This window comes from Roseicyclus persicicus (assembly GCF_012395815.1).
Taxonomy (GTDB): domain Bacteria; phylum Pseudomonadota; class Alphaproteobacteria; order Rhodobacterales; family Rhodobacteraceae; genus Roseicyclus; species Roseicyclus persicicus.
Window position 1 is genome coordinate 93,161 of the sequence record NZ_JAAZQQ010000002.1, and the last position, 16,288, is coordinate 109,448.

Annotated in this window: 16 protein-coding genes; 4 read left to right on the forward strand and 12 right to left on the reverse strand. The window is 70.2% G+C overall.

The genetic code is table 11. The features are described 5' to 3' along the window. Positions 1-3 precede the first annotated feature (3 nt). From odhB to mdh, 11 genes are all read right to left on the reverse strand, one after another. Positions 4-1,509 (reverse strand): 2-oxoglutarate dehydrogenase complex dihydrolipoyllysine-residue succinyltransferase, encoded by a 1,506-nt coding sequence (odhB, locus tag HCU73_RS05680; RefSeq protein ID WP_168622466.1) that lies wholly within the window; start codon positions 1,507-1,509, stop codon positions 4-6. A gap of 6 nt (positions 1,510-1,515) precedes the next feature. Continuing rightward, positions 1,516-4,476 carry a 2-oxoglutarate dehydrogenase E1 component gene (locus HCU73_RS05685; protein WP_168622467.1) on the reverse strand — a complete coding sequence of 987 codons (2,961 nt, stop codon included), beginning with the start codon at positions 4,474-4,476 and terminating at the stop codon, positions 1,516-1,518. Between the two features lie 43 nt (positions 4,477-4,519). Continuing rightward, the gene (locus HCU73_RS05690; RefSeq protein WP_168622468.1) at positions 4,520-5,266 is read right to left on the reverse strand and encodes a hypothetical protein; all 747 of its coding nucleotides are present in this window, start codon (positions 5,264-5,266) and stop codon (positions 4,520-4,522) included. Then, the gene (locus tag HCU73_RS05695) at positions 5,263-5,982 is read right to left on the reverse strand and encodes a hypothetical protein (RefSeq protein WP_168622469.1); all 720 of its coding nucleotides are present in this window, start codon (positions 5,980-5,982) and stop codon (positions 5,263-5,265) included. Before HCU73_RS05695 ends, HCU73_RS05690 begins: the two co-directional genes overlap by 4 nt. Before the next feature lie 183 nt (positions 5,983-6,165). Beyond that, on the reverse strand, positions 6,166-7,047 hold the full coding sequence (gene sucD / locus HCU73_RS05700; RefSeq protein WP_168622470.1) for a succinate--CoA ligase subunit alpha: 882 nt from the start codon (positions 7,045-7,047) through the stop codon (positions 6,166-6,168). Between the two features lie 13 nt (positions 7,048-7,060). Then, entirely contained in the window at positions 7,061-7,615 is a 555-nt protein-coding gene (locus HCU73_RS05705) for a hypothetical protein (RefSeq protein ID WP_168622471.1), read from the reverse strand. Next, a complete protein-coding gene (locus HCU73_RS05710; RefSeq protein ID WP_168622472.1) occupies positions 7,612-8,709 on the reverse strand; it encodes a hypothetical protein in 1,098 nt (365 codons plus the stop codon). Before HCU73_RS05710 ends, HCU73_RS05705 begins: the two co-directional genes overlap by 4 nt. 17 nt (positions 8,710-8,726) lie before the next feature. Continuing rightward, positions 8,727-9,920, reverse strand: a complete 1,194-nt coding sequence (gene sucC, locus HCU73_RS05715; RefSeq protein WP_168622473.1) for an ADP-forming succinate--CoA ligase subunit beta — start codon at positions 9,918-9,920, stop codon at positions 8,727-8,729. A gap of 182 nt (positions 9,921-10,102) precedes the next feature. Beyond that, positions 10,103-11,335: a peptidase T gene (gene pepT / locus HCU73_RS05720; RefSeq protein WP_168622474.1), complete on the reverse strand. Its 1,233-nt coding sequence runs from the start codon at positions 11,333-11,335 to the stop codon at positions 10,103-10,105. A 132-nt stretch (positions 11,336-11,467) separates the two neighbouring features. Beyond that, entirely contained in the window at positions 11,468-12,124 is a 657-nt protein-coding gene (locus HCU73_RS05725) for a class I SAM-dependent methyltransferase (RefSeq protein ID WP_168622475.1), read from the reverse strand. Between the two features lie 40 nt (positions 12,125-12,164). Further along, positions 12,165-13,127 (reverse strand): malate dehydrogenase, encoded by a 963-nt coding sequence (mdh, locus tag HCU73_RS05730; RefSeq protein WP_168622476.1) that lies wholly within the window; start codon positions 13,125-13,127, stop codon positions 12,165-12,167. Between the two features lie 156 nt (positions 13,128-13,283). On the opposite strand from mdh, the gene HCU73_RS05735 reads away from it, so the two are divergent. Next, a complete protein-coding gene (locus tag HCU73_RS05735) occupies positions 13,284-14,036 on the forward strand; it encodes a TSUP family transporter (RefSeq protein WP_168622477.1) in 753 nt (250 codons plus the stop codon). Here HCU73_RS05735 and HCU73_RS05740 read toward each other — a convergent pair. After that, positions 14,033-14,356, reverse strand: coding sequence for a hypothetical protein (locus HCU73_RS05740; RefSeq protein ID WP_168622478.1), 324 nt, complete (start codon positions 14,354-14,356; stop codon positions 14,033-14,035). The genes HCU73_RS05735 and HCU73_RS05740 overlap by 4 nt on opposite strands. A 295-nt stretch (positions 14,357-14,651) precedes the next feature. Between HCU73_RS05740 and HCU73_RS05745 the strand changes: the two genes are divergently transcribed. From HCU73_RS05745 to HCU73_RS05755, 3 genes are read left to right on the forward strand one after another with little or no spacing between them, the layout of a single operon-like run. Beyond that, the gene (locus tag HCU73_RS05745; protein WP_168622479.1) at positions 14,652-15,518 is read left to right on the forward strand and encodes an HpcH/HpaI aldolase/citrate lyase family protein; all 867 of its coding nucleotides are present in this window, start codon (positions 14,652-14,654) and stop codon (positions 15,516-15,518) included. After that, the gene (locus tag HCU73_RS05750; protein WP_338051991.1) at positions 15,518-16,072 is read left to right on the forward strand and encodes an NnrU family protein; all 555 of its coding nucleotides are present in this window, start codon (positions 15,518-15,520) and stop codon (positions 16,070-16,072) included. The genes HCU73_RS05745 and HCU73_RS05750 overlap by 1 nt, the downstream gene beginning before the upstream one ends. Before the next feature lie 4 nt (positions 16,073-16,076). Further along, positions 16,077-16,280 (forward strand): DUF1737 domain-containing protein, encoded by a 204-nt coding sequence (locus HCU73_RS05755; RefSeq protein WP_168622481.1) that lies wholly within the window; start codon positions 16,077-16,079, stop codon positions 16,278-16,280. Positions 16,281-16,288 lie beyond the last annotated feature (8 nt).

A 16,288-nucleotide genomic window follows, 5' to 3' on the forward strand; every position in this document is an offset into this window, starting at 1 on the left:
CGTTCACAGATCCATCAGCAGCCGCCGCGGGTCCTCCAGCGCCTCCTTCACGCGGACGAGGAACGTGACCGCCCCCTTGCCGTCCACGATCCGGTGATCGTAGCTCAGCGCCAGGTACATCATCGGGCGGATCACGATCTGCCCGTTCACCACCATCGGCCGGTCCTGGATCTTGTGCATGCCGAGGATACCCGACTGCGGCGGGTTCAGGATCGGCGAGGACATCAGCGAGCCGTAGACGCCGCCGTTCGAGATCGTGAAGGTGCCGCCCTGCATCTCGGCCATGCTGAGCTTGCCGTCGCGGGCGCGGCGGCCCTTCTCGGCGATTTCCTTTTCCAGCTCGGCAAAGGACTTCTGGTCCGCGTCCCGGATCACCGGCACCACGAGGCCCTGCGGCGTGCCCGCGGCGATCCCCATGTGGACGAAGTTCTTGTAGACGATGTCGGTGCCGTCGATCTCGGCGTTCACCTCGGGCACCTCGCGCAGCGCGTGGCAGCAGGCCTTGGTGAAGAAGGACATGAAGCCGAGGCGGACGCCGTGCTTCTTCTCGAACAGGTCCTTGTACTCGTTGCGCAGTTCCATGACGCCGGTCATGTCCACCTCGTTGTAGGTGGTCAGCATCGCGGCGGTGTTCTGCGCGTCCTTCAGTCGCTTGGCGATGGTCTGGCGCAGGCGGGTCATCTTGACCCGTTCCTCGCGGGCGGCGTCCTCGGCGGCGACGGGCGCGCGGGGGGCGGCTGCGGGGGCCGGGGCGGCGGCGGGCGCCGGGGCGACAACGGCTTTCATCACGTCTTCCTTCATGATCCGGCCGTCGCGGCCGGTGCCCTGGACCTGGTCGGGGGTGAGGCCCTTCTCGGCCATCAGCTTCTGCGCCGAGGGCGCGTGTTCCACATCCTTGCCCGTGCTGGCGGCCGGGGCAGGGGCCGCGGCGGCCGCCGGTTCCGGCGACGAGGGCGCGGCCGCGCCCGAGGCGCCGCCGATCACGGCGAGCTTGCCGCTGGCCTGCACCGTCGTGCCCTCGGGGGCGAGGATCTCCGACAGCACGCCCGCGGCGGGCGCCGGCACCTCGACCGAGACCTTGTCGGTCTCCAGCTCGCACAGCATCTCGTCCTGCGCGACGGTGTCGCCGACCTTCTTGAACCAGGTCGCCACCGTCGCCTCGGTCACGCTCTCGCCCAGCGTCGGCACCATCACGTCGACCGCGGCGCCGCCCTTGGCGGGCGCCTCGGCCTTGGCCGGGGCCGGGGCGGCCGCGGGGGCCGCGGCGCCCGCGCCCTCGCTCAGCGTGGCCAGCAGCGCGTCGACCCCCACCGTCTGGCCCTCGCCGGCGACGATCTCGCCCAGCGTGCCGGCGGCGGGCGAGGGCACCTCGACCGTCACCTTGTCGGTTTCCAGTTCGCACAGCATCTCGTCGACGGCCACCTTGTCGCCCGGCTTCTTGAACCAGGTCGCGACCGTCGCTTCGGTGACGCTTTCGCCCAGGGTGGGCACGCGGACTTCAATGGTCATTGGTCTTTACCCTTCGATGGTCAGCGCGTCGTTGACGAGCGCGTTCTGTTGGGACTTGTGCTGGCTCGCCAGGCCCGTAGCCGGCGAGGCGGTGGCGGCGCGGCCGGCATAGCGCGGCCGGGTGTGCTTGGCGCCGATGCGGGTCAGCACCCACTCGAGGTTCGGCTCGACGAAGGTCCAGGCGCCCTGGTTCTTGGGCTCCTCCTGGCACCAGACGATCTCGGCGCCCTTGAAGCGCTCCAGCTCCTTCATCAGCGCGAGCGCCGGGAAGGGATAGAACTGCTCCAGCCGCAACAGGTAGATGTCGTCGATGCCGCGGGCGTCGCGCTCTTCCAGCAGGTCGTAGTAGACCTTGCCCGACGAGATCACGACGCGGCGGATCTTGGCGTCGGGCTTGAGCTTGGTGTCCGAATGCCCCTTTTCGGCATCGTCCCAGAGCACCCGGTGGAAGCTCGACCCGGTGACGAAATCCTCGGCATCCGAAATCGCCAGCTTGTGCCGCAGGAGCGATTTCGGCGTCATCAGCACCAGCGGCTTGCGGAAGCTGCGGTGGATCTGCCGGCGCAGGATGTGGAAGTAGTTGGCCGGCGTGGTGCAGTTCGCCACGATCCAGTTGTCCTCGGCGCACATCTGCAGGAACCGTTCCAGCCGGGCGGAGCTATGCTCGGGGCCCTGGCCCTCGAAGCCGTGCGGCAGGAGCATGACGAGGCCCGACATGCGCAGCCACTTGCGCTCGCCCGACGAGATGAACTGGTCGAACATGATCTGCGCGCCGTTGGCGAAGTCGCCGAACTGCGCCTCCCACATCACCAGCGCGTTGGGCTCGGCCAGCGAATAGCCGTACTCGAAGCCGAGCACCGCGTATTCCGACAGCATCGAGTCGATGACCTCGTACTTCGCCTGCCCTTCGCGGACGTGGTTCAGCGGGTAGTAGCGGTCCTCGGTCTCCTGGTCGATCAGGCCGGAGTGGCGCTGGGAGAAGGTGCCGCGGGTGCTGTCCTGGCCCGCCAGCCGCACCGGGTAGCCCTCGGACAGGAGGCTGCCGAAGGCCAGCGCCTCGGCGGTCGCCCAGTCGAAGCCCTTGCCGGTGGAGAACATGTCGGCCTTGGTCTCCAGCAGGCGCTGCACCGTCTTGTGCAGGTTGAACCCGTCCGGCGCCGTGGTCAGCGCGCGGCCCACCTCGGCCATGGTCTCGGGCTTGATGGCGGTTTCGCCGCGCTGGTACTCCTCGCCCTCGCGGTTGAGGTGCGACCAGCGCCCGTCCAGCCAGTCGGCCTTGTTGGGCTTGTATTCCTTGCCGGCCTCGAACTCGGTGTTCAGCTTGGCCTGGAAGGCCGCCTTGGCGTCCTCGATCTCGCCCTCGGGGATCAGCCCGTCCTTGACCAGCCGCTCGGTGTAGAGCTGCAGGGTGGTCTTCTGGCGCTTGATCTTGGTGTACATCACCGGGTTGGTGAACATGGGCTCGTCGCCCTCGTTGTGCCCGAAGCGCCGGTAGCAGAAGATGTCGATCACGACGTCCTTGCCGAACTTCTGCCGGAACTCGGTGGCGACCTTGGCGGCGTGCACCACCGCCTCGGGGTCGTCCCCGTTCACGTGGAAGATCGGCGCCTCGACCATCAGGGCGATGTCGGTGGGGTAGGGGGACGAGCGCGAGAAATGCGGCGCGGTGGTGAAGCCGATCTGGTTGTTCACCACGATGTGCATGGTGCCGCCCGTCCGGTGCCCGCGGATGCCCGACAGCTGGAAGCCCTCGGCCACGATGCCCTGGCCGGCAAAGGCCGCGTCGCCGTGCAGCAGCACCGCCATGACCTGCCGGCGCTGGGTGTCGCCCAGCTGGTCCTGCTTGGCGCGGACCTTGCCGAGGACGACGGGGTTCACCGCCTCGAGGTGGCTGGGGTTGGCGGTCAGCGACAGGTGGACGGTGTTGCCGTCGAATTCCCGGTCGGAGGACGCGCCGAGGTGATACTTCACGTCGCCCGAGCCGTCCACGTCCTCGGGCTTGAAGCTGCCGCCCTGGAACTCGTTGAAGATCGCGCGGTAGGGCTTGCCCATCACGTTGGCCAGCACCGACAGGCGGCCGCGGTGCGGCATCCCGATGACGATCTCCTTCAGACCCAGCGCGCCGCCGCGCTTGATGATCTGCTCCATCGCCGGGATCAGCGCCTCGCCGCCGTCAAGGCCGAAGCGCTTGGTGCCCATGTATTTCACATGCAGGAACTTCTCGAAGCCCTCGGCCTCGACCAGCTTGTTCAGGATCGCCTTGCGCCCCTCGCGGGTGAAGGCGATCTCCTTGCCGTAGCCCTCGATCCGCTCCTTCAGCCAGGCGGCCTGCTCGGGGTCCGAGATGTGCATGTACTGCAGCGCGAAGGTGCCGCAGTAGGTGCGCTTCACGATCTCCAGGATCTGCCGGATCGACGCGGTCTGCAGCCCCAACACGTTGTCGAGGAAGATCGGCCGGTCCATGTCGGCCTCGGTGAAGCCGTAGGATTTCGGGTCCAGCTCCGGGTGCGGGGTCTGGTCGCGCATCCCCAGCGGGTCGAGGTCGGCCACCAGGTGGCCGCGGATGCGGTAGGCGCGGATCAGCATCAGCGCGCGGATGGAATCGAGCACCGCGCGCTGGATCTGCGCGTCGGTCACGGCCACGCCCTTCTCGGCGGCCTTGGCCTTGATCTTCTCGCCCGCGCCCTTGGCCTCGGCGGCGGCCTGCGGCCATTCCCCGGTCAGCGCCGCGGTCAGGTCGTCGCCCGGCACGGGGGGCCAGTCGCGCCGCGCCCAGCTCGGGCCCTGCGCCTCGGCCTGCGCGTCGGCGGGGGCATCCCCCAGCGCCGCGAAGAAGGCGCGCCAGCCCTCGTCCACGGCGGCGGGGTCGTTGGCGTACTGCGCGTAGAGCTGCTCCAGGTAGGCCGCGTTGTGGCCCTGCATGAAGGAGCTGGCGTGGAACAGGTCGTTGGGGCTCTGGTCGGTCATGGGGTCGGTCCTCGCTCGAGGGACGGGTTATGGGGCGGCGCTCTCACTGGCTGGGCGCGTCGGGGGAAAACATCAGTTCGATGATGAAGACCTCGTTGGCCCCGAGCGGCGGCTCGGGCGCGGGGTCGGGGGCGGCACTGGCGATGTAGAAGGACAGGTCGATCCCCGGCTCGTAGGGGATCGGCGACAGCACCGTGGTGCGGATGCCGGGCGCCTGCTCGGGCACCGGGGTCTCGGCGCCGAACATGGTGGCGATGATGTCGATACCCGCGTCCATCGTGGTGCCGGACGTGGCCCTCATGCAGCGGATCCGCCGCGCGCCGTCATCGGCGCTGTCGCCGGCCAGCAGCAACAGCGCGCCGTCGGGGTGGGTGAACAGGCGCCGGCCCTCGGCATAGGCGGCGATCTCGGCCTGCGCCGCGGCGCGCTGCGCGCCGGCATCCGCGGCGCTCCAGTCGAAGTCGCTGTCCCACAGGGGGGCGCTGGCGTCGGCGATGGCGGCGACGGCGGCCGCGCGGTCGGCCTCGGGCAGCGGCAGCCAGCCCTCGGCGGCCAGGTCCGCGGCATAGCGGTCCGGGTCGAAATGCGCCTGCAGGCAGGCGTCGATCGACGGCAGCGTCGCGTCGAAGCCAAGCTCGCCCGTCTCCTGCGCCCGCGCCGGCAGGCCGGCGAACAGCGCCGCAGCCAGCGCCGCCAGCCCCAGCGCCCCGGCGGCATGGACCGCGCGCCACAGCCGCCGCGTCCGCGCGGGCGCCTCGCTGGCCGGGATCGGGCGGGGCAGGCGGGTCATTGCGCGGGGACCTCCAGCCGCTCGTAGCGGAAGCTTTCGGGCAGCGCCGTCAGGTCGTCGGCCACCCGCAGGTAGAGCTGGTATTCGTCGTAGGTCAGCCCGTCGCGGGTGTTGGTCACCGTGCCGCTGAAGATCGTGCCGACCGTGCCCGACTGCGGCATCGGCTCGGGCGCCGTGGCGGTATCCCAGTAGCCTTCGATCCCGGCGCCGGCCGGGCCCGCGAAGTAGCAGCTCAGCCGCTCGCCGTCGGCGCCGTCGGCGTGGGCCAGCGCAAGGATCGCCCCGCCCTGCGTCCAGACGCCGAGGTCGCCCGCCGCGACCAGCGCGCCGAAATTCGCCGCCAGCTGCGGCACCAGTTCCAGCATCGCGGGCACCGGCGCGTCCTCGCCGAGAATCGAGCCGACATGCGCCCCGGCCAGCGCCGCGAGGTCGGCGTCCTCCGCCGCCACGCGCGTCCAGCCGGAGGCCGCGACCTGCGCCGCCTTGGCCGCGCCGGTCGTCATCGGGTCGGTGCAGAGCGCCACGGCCTGCCCCAGCGGCGTCGACAGGTCGACCGCGGTTCCCTGCGCCCGTGCCGGCAGCCCGAGGCTCAGCGCCGCGGCCAGCGCGAGCAGCCCCGCGGCCCCAGCGGCATGGCCCACGCGCAGCGCGGCCTGCCGCAGGTCGCGGTGGCCGGGCTGCCCCCGGGCCGGGGCGAAGGGGGTCTGGTCTGTCATCCGTCGGGCCTTGTCTGCGGGTCCTGAAGCGTCGGGAAAGGGGTCCGGGTCCGGGCCCCTGTCGCGCCGCTTGCACGCGGTCCGTCGCGGGTCGTGTGCGGGTCTGTCGTCTACGCTCCTCCCTCGTCTCCGGTGTCGGTCAGGCAGCCGGGTGTCCCCCGCGGGACACCCGACACCCGTTTCTCAGCCGATGGCCTTGAGCACGGCCTCGCCCAGCCCCGCGGGGCTGTCGGCGACGACGATGCCCGCGGCCTTCATCGCCTCGATCTTGTCCTCGGCGCCGCCCTTGCCGCCGGCGACGATGGCGCCCGCGTGGCCCATGCGGCGGCCCGGAGGGGCGGTGCGGCCGGCGATGAAGCCCGCGGTCGGCTTCCAGCGGCCGCGCTTCTTCTCGTCGGCGAGGAACTGGGCGGCTTCTTCCTCGGCGGAGCCGCCGATCTCGCCGATCATGATGATCGCCTCGGTCTCGTCATCGGCCAGGAACCACTCCAGCACGTCCAGGTGCTCGGTGCCCTTGATCGGGTCGCCGCCGATGCCGACGCAGGTCGACTGGCCCAGGCCCACGTCGGTCGTCTGCTTGACGGCCTCGTAGGTCAGCGTGCCCGAGCGGGACACGACGCCGACCTTGCCGCGGCGGTGGATGTGGCCGGGCATGATGCCGATCTTGCAGGCGCCCGGCGTGATGACGCCCGGGCAGTTCGGCCCGATCAGCCGCGAGGACGTGCCCTGCAGCGCGCGCTTGACCTTCATCATGTCGAGCACCGGGATGCCCTCGGTGATGCAGACGATCAGCTCCATCCCGGCGTCGATCGCCTCGAGGATCGAGTCGGCGGCGAACGGCGGCGGCACGTAGATCACGGTGGCGTTCGCCTGCGTGGCATGGCGCGCCTCGTGCACCGAGTTGAAGACCGGCAGGTCGAGGTGGGTCATGCCGCCCTTGCCGGGCGTGACGCCGCCCACCATCTTGGTGCCGTAGGCGATGGCCTGCTCGGAATGGAAGGTGCCCTGGCTGCCGGTGAAGCCCTGGCAGATAACCCTGGTGTTCTCGTCGACGAGGACGGCCATCGCGTCTTTCTCCTCAGTTCTGGTCGGTCTGGGAGGGCCGGAGCCGCTCCACGTTCAGGAAGGTCTCGAGTCCCGCCTCGGTCCGGCGCGTGCCGACATGGACCACCGCGGCGACGCGGGGGTTCAGCTGGCGGCCCTCGATGAAGGCCGTGCCCGAGACGGGGGAATGGGTGATCGGCAGCGGGATCGCCTGGCCGAAGACCGGCGGCCGCTCCATCAGCGCCACCAGCGCCTCGGTCGCGGGGCGGGTGTGGTTGCCGGGAAACGCCACCTCGCAGCGCCGGTCGGTGCCCGGCGTGACGGGCCGGTCGGTCGGCTCCAGCGTGATGTCGTAGAAATCGAGCGCGAAGGGCAGGCCCGCGCCGCCCTGCGCGGCGACGTAGGCGCGCATCCGGTCCTCGGCCTCGGCCGCGGTCAGGCCGCGCACGGTGCAGGTCTCGGCAAAGGCGCCGATGGCGAGGTCGGCGGTGGACGGCGGGCTGCCGGCCTGGGCGATCCGCGCCGCGATCAGGATCAGGAACAGCGCCGCGCCGACGGCGTGCAGGACGGACCAGAGCGCGCGGGTCATGCCAGCCCCTCCGATTGCAGCGGGGCGAGCCCGTCCAGCCGCAGCAGCGCCCCGTCGGCGGGGCGCAGCTCGGCGGTGAGATGGTCGATCGACCGGGCCACGGCGGCCCAGCCGCGCCGGGTCGCCGCCGCGGCGGTGGCCGACAGGCTGGCCGCGACCGCCTCGAAGGGCACCGGGGCGATCGGGTCGGGGCGCTGCAGGGGCTCGTGCAGGAAGGCGTCGCTCGCCGGCCGGTCGAGCCGCCGGGCAAACCCCGCCCGCGCGGGTCCGGCGCTTTCGGCGATGGCCTCCTGCAGGGTCAGCGGCAGCCGGTAGCGCGTCGCCGGGTCGGCGAGGCGCGCGCAGAGTTCGCCGAACAGCGCCGCGAGGCTGCGACGCAGGACCTGCGGGTCGAGCCGCCGGGCCATCGCGGCGCGGAGCCGGGCCGCCACGGCGAACAGCAGCGCCGCCTGTTCGGCCGAGGGGCTGGGGTTGAGCACCGCGTCGCCCTCGGCCAGCGCCCGGTCGCGCAGCGCGGCCGGCAGGTCGAGGAAGGCCCAGGCGTCGGCCATCAGGCTGCCGCCCTCGAAGCGGGCGGGGTCGAATTCGCGCACGCGCACGGCCTCGGGGCCGAACACGTCGATGTAGCGCTCGATCGCCGGCACGTAGTCGAACTCGGGCCGGCTGGCATAGCCATGCGCGACCTCGACCGGCCCGGTGCGGACCACGCCGGCCTTGATCCGCTGCAGGTAGAGCGAGGTGAACAGGCCGACATGCGGCCGCACGTAGAAGTGCAGCCGGACCTCGTGCGGCCCGAGCCCGTCCAGCGCCGCCTTAAGCGCCTCGGGCTCGGCCGAGATGAAGTGCTCGGAACTCAGAAGCACCCGCGGCGCGTCGGTCGCCCGCAGGCTGCGGGCGACCCGGGCCCAGGCCCGCGCGCAGGCCTCGGGCTCGTGCTGGAACGCGGAGAGCGCGTGATGACCCTGCCCGCGCGGCCCGAACCCGGGCAGCGCGATGCCATGGCCGGCCAGATCCGGGGCGAGCCGCGCCAGCCGGTGCTGGAGCGCCGTCGACCCGGTCTTGTGGATGCCGGCATGGATCTGGATCACGCGCATCGGCCGATGGCCCCGGATCAGCCCTTGACCGCCTTGACGATCTTGGCGGCGGCGTCGGACAGGTTGTCGGCGGCGATCACGTTCAGCCCGGAGGCGTTGATGATCTCCTTGCCCTTCTCGACGTTGGTGCCCTCGAGGCGCACCACCAGCGGCACCTGCAGGCCCACCTCCTTGACCGCGGCCACCACGCCCTCGGCGATGATGTCGCAGCGCATGATGCCGCCGAAGATGTTGACCAGGATGCCCTTCACGTTCGGGTCCGAGGTGATGATCTTGAACGCCTCGGTCACCTTCTCCTTGGTGGCCGAGCCGCCCACGTCGAGGAAGTTGGCCGGTTCCGAGCCATACAGCTTGATGATGTCCATCGTCGCCATGGCCAGGCCCGCGCCGTTCACCATGCAGCCGATCTCGCCATCCAGCGCGATGTAGTTGAGGTCGTACTTGGAGGCCTGAAGCTCCTTGGAGTCTTCCTCGGTCTCGTCGCGCAGCGCCATGATGTCGGGCTGGCGGTAAAGCGCGTTGCCGTCGAAGCCGAGCTTGGCGTCGAGCACCTTGAGGGAGCCGCCGTCGGTCACAATCAGCGGGTTGATTTCCAGCATCTCCATGTCCTTCTCGACGAAGGCCTTGTAGAGCAGGCCCATCAGCGAGACGCATTCCTTGACCTGCTTGCCCTCGAGCCCGAGGGCAAAGGCGATGCGGCGGCCGTGGTAGGGCTGGTAGCCCGTCACCGGGTCGACGGCGAAGGACAGGATCTTCTCGGGCGTGTGGGCCGCGACCTCCTCGATGTCCATGCCGCCCTCGGTCGAGCAGACGAAGGAGATGCGGCTGGAGCCACGGTCGACCAGCAGCGCGAGGTAGAGCTCGCGCTCGATGCCCGAGCCGTCCTCGATGTAGATGCGGTTGACCTGCTTGCCCGCGGGGCCGGTCTGGTGCGTCACCAGCGTGCGGCCGAGCATCTTCTTGGCCTCGTCGGCGGCTTCCTCGACCGACTTGGCCAGGCGGACGCCGCCTTTCTCGCCGGCGTCGGCTTCCTTGAACTTGCCCTTGCCGCGGCCGCCGGCGTGGATCTGCGCCTTGACCACCCACAGCGGGCCGTCCAGTTCGCCCGCCGCGGTCTTGGCCTCCTCGGCCTTCAGAACCACCCGGCCATCGCTGACCGGTGCGCCGTACTGACGAAGGAGTGCCTTCGCCTGGTATTCATGAATGTTCATGAAACTGTCCCGTCCTTGGTGGTGTTTGACCCGGCATAACCACAACCCAAGGGCGCAATGAAACGGCATTCTGCCGCAGGACAGGGCAATCCGCGAAAAAAGCGACATTTGTGATCACAGCCAGAAAACGTGTGATCACAAGTTTGCGGTAACGGTCGTATGCCGTGGTATGCCGGTGCGACTCAGGCGGCGGCGCGGGCCGCGATGCTCAGCATCAGCCGCGTCGCCAGCGCCATGTCCTGCACCGAGACGTATTCCAGCGGCCCGTGCACGTTCTGCATCCCGGTGAACAGGTTGGGGCAGGGCACGCCCATTTCCGTCAGGCGCGAGCCGTCGGTGCCGCCCCGGATCACGGCCTCGACCGGCTCCACCCCGATCTCGCGCAGCGCGTCGCGGGCGAGGTCGACGGGCGTCATGTCGTCCTCCAGCCAGTAGCGCATGTTGCGGTACTGCGGCGTGATCTCGACATCGATCTTCGCGCGTGGCTCCGTCGCCGCGATGGCGGCGCAAACCTGCCGGACGAGGTCGCCCTTGGCCGCCAGCCCCGCGCGCTCGAAATCGCGCAGGATGAAGCGCACCACCATGCGGTCGGCGCTGCCCTTCATGTCGACGGCGTGGATGAACCCCTCGCGGTCGGCGGTGGTCTCGGGGGTCATGGTCGCCTGCGGCAGGGTCTCGACGATGCGCGAGGCGAGGTGGATCGCGTTCACCAGCTTGCCGGTCGCCTCGCCGGGGTGGATCGACACGCCGGTGACGGTGACGACGCAGAAATCGGCGCTGAAGGTCTCGTAGACCACCTCGCCCGCATCGCCGCCGTCGAAGGTGTAGGCGAAGTCGACGCCGAGGTCCTTGGGCAGGCGCGGGTCGACACCGCGGCCGATCTCCTCGTCGGGGGTAAAGGCGATGCGGATGGTGGGCCGCGGCAGGTCGGGGTTCTGCAGCAGGTGCCGCGCGGCGGTCATGATGATGGCGATGCCGGCCTTGTCGTCGGCGCCCAGCAGCGTGGTGCCCGAGGCGGTCACGATGTCCTCGCCGATCTTGCCGGCGAGGTAGGGGAAATCCTCGGGCGTCAGGGTCAGGTCGGGGGCGTCGGGGAAGGTGATCGCGCCGCCGTTGTAGCCGCGGATGACGCGGGGCTTCACGCCCTCGGCGTGGAACTGCGGCGCGGTGTCGACATGGGCGAGAAAGCCGATGGTCGGCCCGGGGCGGTTGCCGGGGATGGTGGCAAGGACGGTGCCGTAGGGGGTCTTGGTGACCGCGGCGGCGCCGATCTCCTGCAGTTCCTGCACCATGAGGTCGAGCATGGCGTGCTGGATCGCGGTCGAGGGGGTCGCCTTGCTGTCCATGTCGGACTGGCTGTCGATGGCGGCGTAACGGCAGAGCCGCGTTTCCAGTTCGGCGTCGAAGTCTCGCATGGTGTCCCTCCTGTCGGTCGGGGGATCAGGGGCCGGGGCGCGGCGGATGTCAACGGGGGGCGGAAACCTCGAGGTTTCCGCACCGAAAAACTCGAGTTTTTCGGTGCGTTTTCCTCGAGGAAAACGCGCCCCTCAGGCGCGCCACAGCACTTGGCCGCGGGGCAGCCGGTCGGGGAGCCGCTGGAGCGTCAGCCCCGCCGCCTCACCCATCGCGAGCAGCGCCGCCTCGGTCACATGATAGGGCGGCCGGTCCGCATGGGTGACCACCCCGTCGGGCTGGCGCAGCGGCCCCGCCTGCCCCTCGGGGGCGAGGAACACGGTGAACAGGACCACCGCCCGCCCGCCCCAGCGCGCGCCGATCCGCGCAAGCGCCTGCGCCGTCACCGCGGGCGGCAGATGCGTGAAAACCCCGAAGGCGAGCACGAAATCGGGGTCGTCCGGCAGGCCCGGAAAGGCGAACCCGGAGTCCTCCACCAGGTGATCCTCGGGCAGCCGCCCCGGGTCGGCCAGCTCCGCCTCGCGCCCGCGCAGCATCAGCGCGCGGCTCGCGTCCGTGCCCCAGTAGCGGCCGGGGTCGAGATACGGCACCGCCTTGCAGCCCAGCCGTAGCGATCCCGCGCCGATGTCGATGAGGGTGTGGTGGGGCTGCATCCCCTGCGCCTGCAACAGCGCCAGCTGCAGCCGCCCGGTCTCGTCCCAGCGCCCGCCGACGATATCGCGGTGGCGCCCCTCGGCCAGCGCGCGGTCGTAGAAACCGGGGGCGAGGTAGGGCGAGGACGGGCGGGTCACGGGCGGCGGCCCTGCAGGCGCGGGGCCGCCGCCGAAGGCATCAGGACAGGCTGCCGTCGATCGCCTTGCAGGCGTCCACGAGGCCCTTCACGGCATTGACCGAGTTGTCGAACATGGTCTGTTCGTCCTTGGTCAGCTTGATCTCGACGATGCGCTCGATGCCGCCGGCGCCGATCACCGTGGGCACGCCCACGTAGAGACCCTTGAGCCCGAACTCGCCGTCGCAGTACGCGGCGCAGGGCAGGACGCGCTTCTGGTCCTTGAGATACGCCTCGGCCATCTCGATGGCGCTGGTCGCCGGCGCATAGTAGGCCGAGCCGGTCTTGAGCAGGCCGACGATCTCGGCGCCGCCGTCGCGGGTGCGCTGGACGATGGCGTCGAGCTTGTCCTTGGTGGTCCAGCCCATCTCCACGAGGTCGGGCAGCGGGATGCCGGCGACGGTGGAGTAGCGGACCGAGGGCACCATCGTGTCGCCGTGGCCGCCGAGGACGAAGGCGGTGACGTCCTTCATCGAGACCTCGAACTCCTCGGCGAGGAAGTGGCGGAAGCGGGCCGAGTCGAGCACGCCGGCCATGCCGCAGACCTTGTGGTGCGGCAGGCCCGAGAACTCGCGCAGCGCCCAGACCATCGCGTCGAGCGGGTTGGTGATGCAGATCACGAAGGCGTCGGGGGCGTTGTCGCGGATGCCTTCGCCGACCGACTTCATCACCTTGAGGTTGATGCCGAGCAGGTCGTCGCGGCTCATGCCGGGCTTGCGCGGCACGCCGGCGGTGACGATGCAGACATCGGCGCCCGCGATGTCGGCGTAATCGTTGGTGCCTTTCAGCTTCGCGTCGAACTTCTCGGACGGGCCCGACTCGGCGATGTCGAGCGCCTTGCCTTGCGGCACGCCCTCGGCGATGTCGAACAGGATGACATCGCCCAGTTCCTTCAGCGCGGCGAGATGGGCGAGCGTGCCCCCGATCTGCCCGGCGCCGATCAGCGCGATCTTGGGTCTGGCCATGAGATTGATCTCCAAGTCCCTCGTTGCTATCGGCGCTTGGGGTAGCCCCGCCGTGTGACTCGCGCAAGCCTGCCGCGGCGCGGCGGAAAGCCCCAGAGGCCCCACCCGGTGCATCGCCGCGGGCAAGCCGCTGAAAGCCTTGGGAAAGGAGAGCCCGTGCTCGAGGGGTGGGTGTATGCGCTGGCGGCGCTGGGCGCGCTTCTGGCCGGGATTTCCAAGGGCGGCTTCGGCGGGTCGCTGGGGTTCGCCAGTTCCGCGATTCTCGCCGTGGTGGTAGAGCCGGGGGTGGCGCTCGCCCTGATGCTGCCGGTGCTGATGGCCATCGACGTGGCGGCGGTGCGCGCCTTCTGGGGCCGCTGGGATGCGCCCTCGGCGCAGGCGATCCTGCTGGGCGCGCTGCCCGGGCTGGCGCTGGGCGCGCTCCTGTTCCACGTGGTGTCGAGCGACGGGATCCGGGTGCTGATCGGGCTGCTGGCCGTCGGCTTCCCGCTGTTCCGGCTAGCGCTGGCCCGCGGCTGGATCGGGCCGCGCGCGGGCGGCTTCGACCGGCGCAAGGGCTGGATCGCGGGCACCGGCGTCGGATTCACCAGCTTCGTCGCCCACGCCGGCGGGCCGCCGTTCGCGATGTTCATGCTGGGGCAGGGCGGCATCGACAAGACGCGCTACCACGCGACCTCGGTCATCGTGTTCTGGGTGGTGAACGCGCTCAAGGCCGGCATCTACACCTGGATGGGCCTGTTTACCTGGTCGCTGCTCGGTGCCAGCGCCACGCTGATTCCCGTGGCGCTGCTGGGGGCCTGGATCGGGATGCGGGCGCACAAGGCCATTCCCGACCGAGTGTTCTTTGCCGTGGCCTACACGGCGCTTGTGCTGACCGGCCTCAAGCTGCTGTGGGACGGGCTGACCTAGAGCGGTTCGCCCGCCGGGACCGGCGCGAAGCTTTCGTAATGCTGGCCCGAGGCCATCAGGCAGGTGGTGCCATCCGCCGAGGTGACGGTGATCGTCCAGCTGCCGGTTTCCTCGGACACGAAGACCTCGACGATGCGGTTCTGCGGCGCGAGACCCATGGACCGGACCTGCTCGCCGAAGCGGGCCTCCAGCGTGCCCACCACATGCTCGCGCTGGCCGCAGATCATTGTGTGCGCCTGCTGCGCCTGGCCCGCGCCGGCCGTGCCGAGGAGGGTGCCCGCCGCCAGCCCGGCGAGGAGGAAGTTTCGGGCCTGTATCATCCGTCTGCCTTTCCCGCTTGCGGCGCGCGGAGGCGCGGTGAAAGGCGGCCCCGATGCGCCCGTCTCCGACCATCCGCGCCCAAGGTGATCCCCCGGGTGGCGATACACCCAAGGTTGCACGACAGCGGTTAACTTTGAATGAAAGGTTGCACCCGCAGCCGTTTTCTTTCGTGACGCGTCATCTTTGCGCAACTTTTTTGCTGCGCCGCGGCGTCCTGTATCTTGCTTTTGCGGCGAAGCTGTGGTCCCTCACGCCTCCAAAGCCGCCCGCGACCCTGCCCGAAGGAGATGGCCGATGGACCTGCGCGCCCGCCCCTACCGCTCCGTGCTGTACATTCCCGGCTCCCGCGACCGGGCGTTGGACAAGGCCAGGGACCTGCCCGTCGACGCCATCATCTTCGACCTCGAGGACGCGGTGGCGGCCGACGAGAAGGTGAACGCCCGCGCGCTGCTGGCCACCCGTCTGGCCGAGGGCGGTTATGGCGGCCGCGCGCAGATCGTGCGGATCAACGGCATGGACACGCCCTGGGGTGCCGACGACCTGGACGCGATCGCCGCGATCGGACCCGAGGCGATCCTGCTGCCCAAGGTCGGCTCGGTCGAGGACGTGGCGGCGGTGGCCGCCCGGCTCGACGCCATTCCGGCGGCCCGCGCAACCCGGCTCTGGGCGATGATGGAGACGCCCGCGGGCATCCTGAACGCCGCCGCCATCGCGCGGGCGCCGCGGATGGCGGGCTTCGTGATGGGCACCAACGACCTCGCCAAGGAACTCGGCAGCCGCACCCGCGCCGCGATGCACACCGCGCTGCAGCACTGCCTGCTGGCGGCGCGCGCGGCGGGGATCGTCTGCGTCGACGGCGTCTACAACGCCTTCAAGGACGAGGAGGGCCTCGCCGCCGAATGCGCCGAGGGGCGCGATTTCGGCTTCGACGGCAAGACGCTGATCCACCCGGCGCAGGTCGCCATCGCCAATGCGGCCTTCGCGCCGTCCCCCGAGGAAATCGCGCTGGCGCGGCGCCAGATCGCGGCCTACGAGGAAGCGAAGGCGCAGGGCCAGGGCGTCGCCGTCGTGGACGGCAAGATCGTCGAGAACCTGCACGTCGACACGGCAAGGGCGACGCTCGCCAAGGCCGACGCCATCGCCGAAGGGGAGGCTGCATGATGGGCTATATTCTTCTGATCCTCGGGATCGCGCTGTTCGTGGGTGGACACTGGTTCAAGCGCCTCGCGCCCGCGAAACGCGCCGCCATGGGCGACAAGGGCAAGGGGCTGGTCGCGCTGCTGATGCTGGCGGGCCTCGTTCTGATGGTGATCGGCTACCGCAACGCGGGCTTCGTGAACGTCTGGGTGCCGCCGGCCTTCATGACGCATATCGCGAACCTGCTGGTGCTGATCGGGTTCTGGTTCTTCGCCCTGTCCTCGATCCCCGGCACCCTGTCGGCCAAGGTGCGGCACAAGCAGCTGACCGGGGTGAAATCCTGGGCGGTGGCGCACCTGCTGGTGAACGGCGACCTCGCCTCGATCCTGCTGTTCGGCGCCATGCTGGCCTGGGCGGTGGTGTCGGTGATCCTGATCAACCGCGCCGAACCGACCTGGACACGGCCCGCCAACGCCTCGGTGAAGAACGACGTCATCGCCTTCGTCGTCGGTGCCGTGATCTACGGGATCGTCGCGGCGATCCACACCTGGCTCGGTTACTACCCTTTCCCGATGTGACCCCATGAAGATCTACCGACTGCTCACCGAGGACGACACCTCGGCCTTCTGCCATAAGGTCTCCGAGGCGCTGTCGAAGGGGTGGGAGCTGCATGGCTCCCCGGTCATGTCCTTCGACGCGGCCCGCGGCGTGATGCGCTGCGGGCAGGCCGTCACCAAGGAGATCGAGGGCCCCTACAGCCCCGACATGAAGCTCGGGGCGCAATGACATGCCGA

What these genes read in the sequence shown, in the direction of transcription:
- sucD (WP_168622470.1), bottom strand. Translation starts at nt 7,047, where the DNA reads ATGGCCGTCCTCGTCGACGAGAACACCAGGGTTATCTGCCAGGGCTTC.
- HCU73_RS05750 (WP_338051991.1), top strand. Translation starts at nt 15,518, where the DNA reads ATGGGCTATATTCTTCTGATCCTCGGGATCGCGCTGTTCGTGGGTGGA.
- sucC (WP_168622473.1), bottom strand. Translation starts at nt 9,920, where the DNA reads ATGAACATTCATGAATACCAGGCGAAGGCACTCCTTCGTCAGTACGGC.
- HCU73_RS05740 (WP_168622478.1), bottom strand. Translation starts at nt 14,356, where the DNA reads ATGATACAGGCCCGAAACTTCCTCCTCGCCGGGCTGGCGGCGGGCACC.
- pepT (WP_168622474.1), bottom strand. Translation starts at nt 11,335, where the DNA reads ATGCGAGACTTCGACGCCGAACTGGAAACGCGGCTCTGCCGTTACGCC.
- HCU73_RS05755 (WP_168622481.1), top strand. Translation starts at nt 16,077, where the DNA reads ATGAAGATCTACCGACTGCTCACCGAGGACGACACCTCGGCCTTCTGC.
- HCU73_RS05685 (WP_168622467.1), bottom strand. Translation starts at nt 4,476, where the DNA reads ATGACCGACCAGAGCCCCAACGACCTGTTCCACGCCAGCTCCTTCATG.
- HCU73_RS05710 (WP_168622472.1), bottom strand. Translation starts at nt 8,709, where the DNA reads ATGCGCGTGATCCAGATCCATGCCGGCATCCACAAGACCGGGTCGACG.
- HCU73_RS05745 (WP_168622479.1), top strand. Translation starts at nt 14,652, where the DNA reads ATGGACCTGCGCGCCCGCCCCTACCGCTCCGTGCTGTACATTCCCGGC.
- HCU73_RS05705 (WP_168622471.1), bottom strand. Translation starts at nt 7,615, where the DNA reads ATGACCCGCGCGCTCTGGTCCGTCCTGCACGCCGTCGGCGCGGCGCTG.
- odhB (WP_168622466.1), bottom strand. Translation starts at nt 1,509, where the DNA reads ATGACCATTGAAGTCCGCGTGCCCACCCTGGGCGAAAGCGTCACCGAA.
- mdh (WP_168622476.1), bottom strand. Translation starts at nt 13,127, where the DNA reads ATGGCCAGACCCAAGATCGCGCTGATCGGCGCCGGGCAGATCGGGGGC.
- HCU73_RS05690 (WP_168622468.1), bottom strand. Translation starts at nt 5,266, where the DNA reads ATGACCCGCCTGCCCCGCCCGATCCCGGCCAGCGAGGCGCCCGCGCGG.
- HCU73_RS05695 (WP_168622469.1), bottom strand. Translation starts at nt 5,982, where the DNA reads ATGACAGACCAGACCCCCTTCGCCCCGGCCCGGGGGCAGCCCGGCCAC.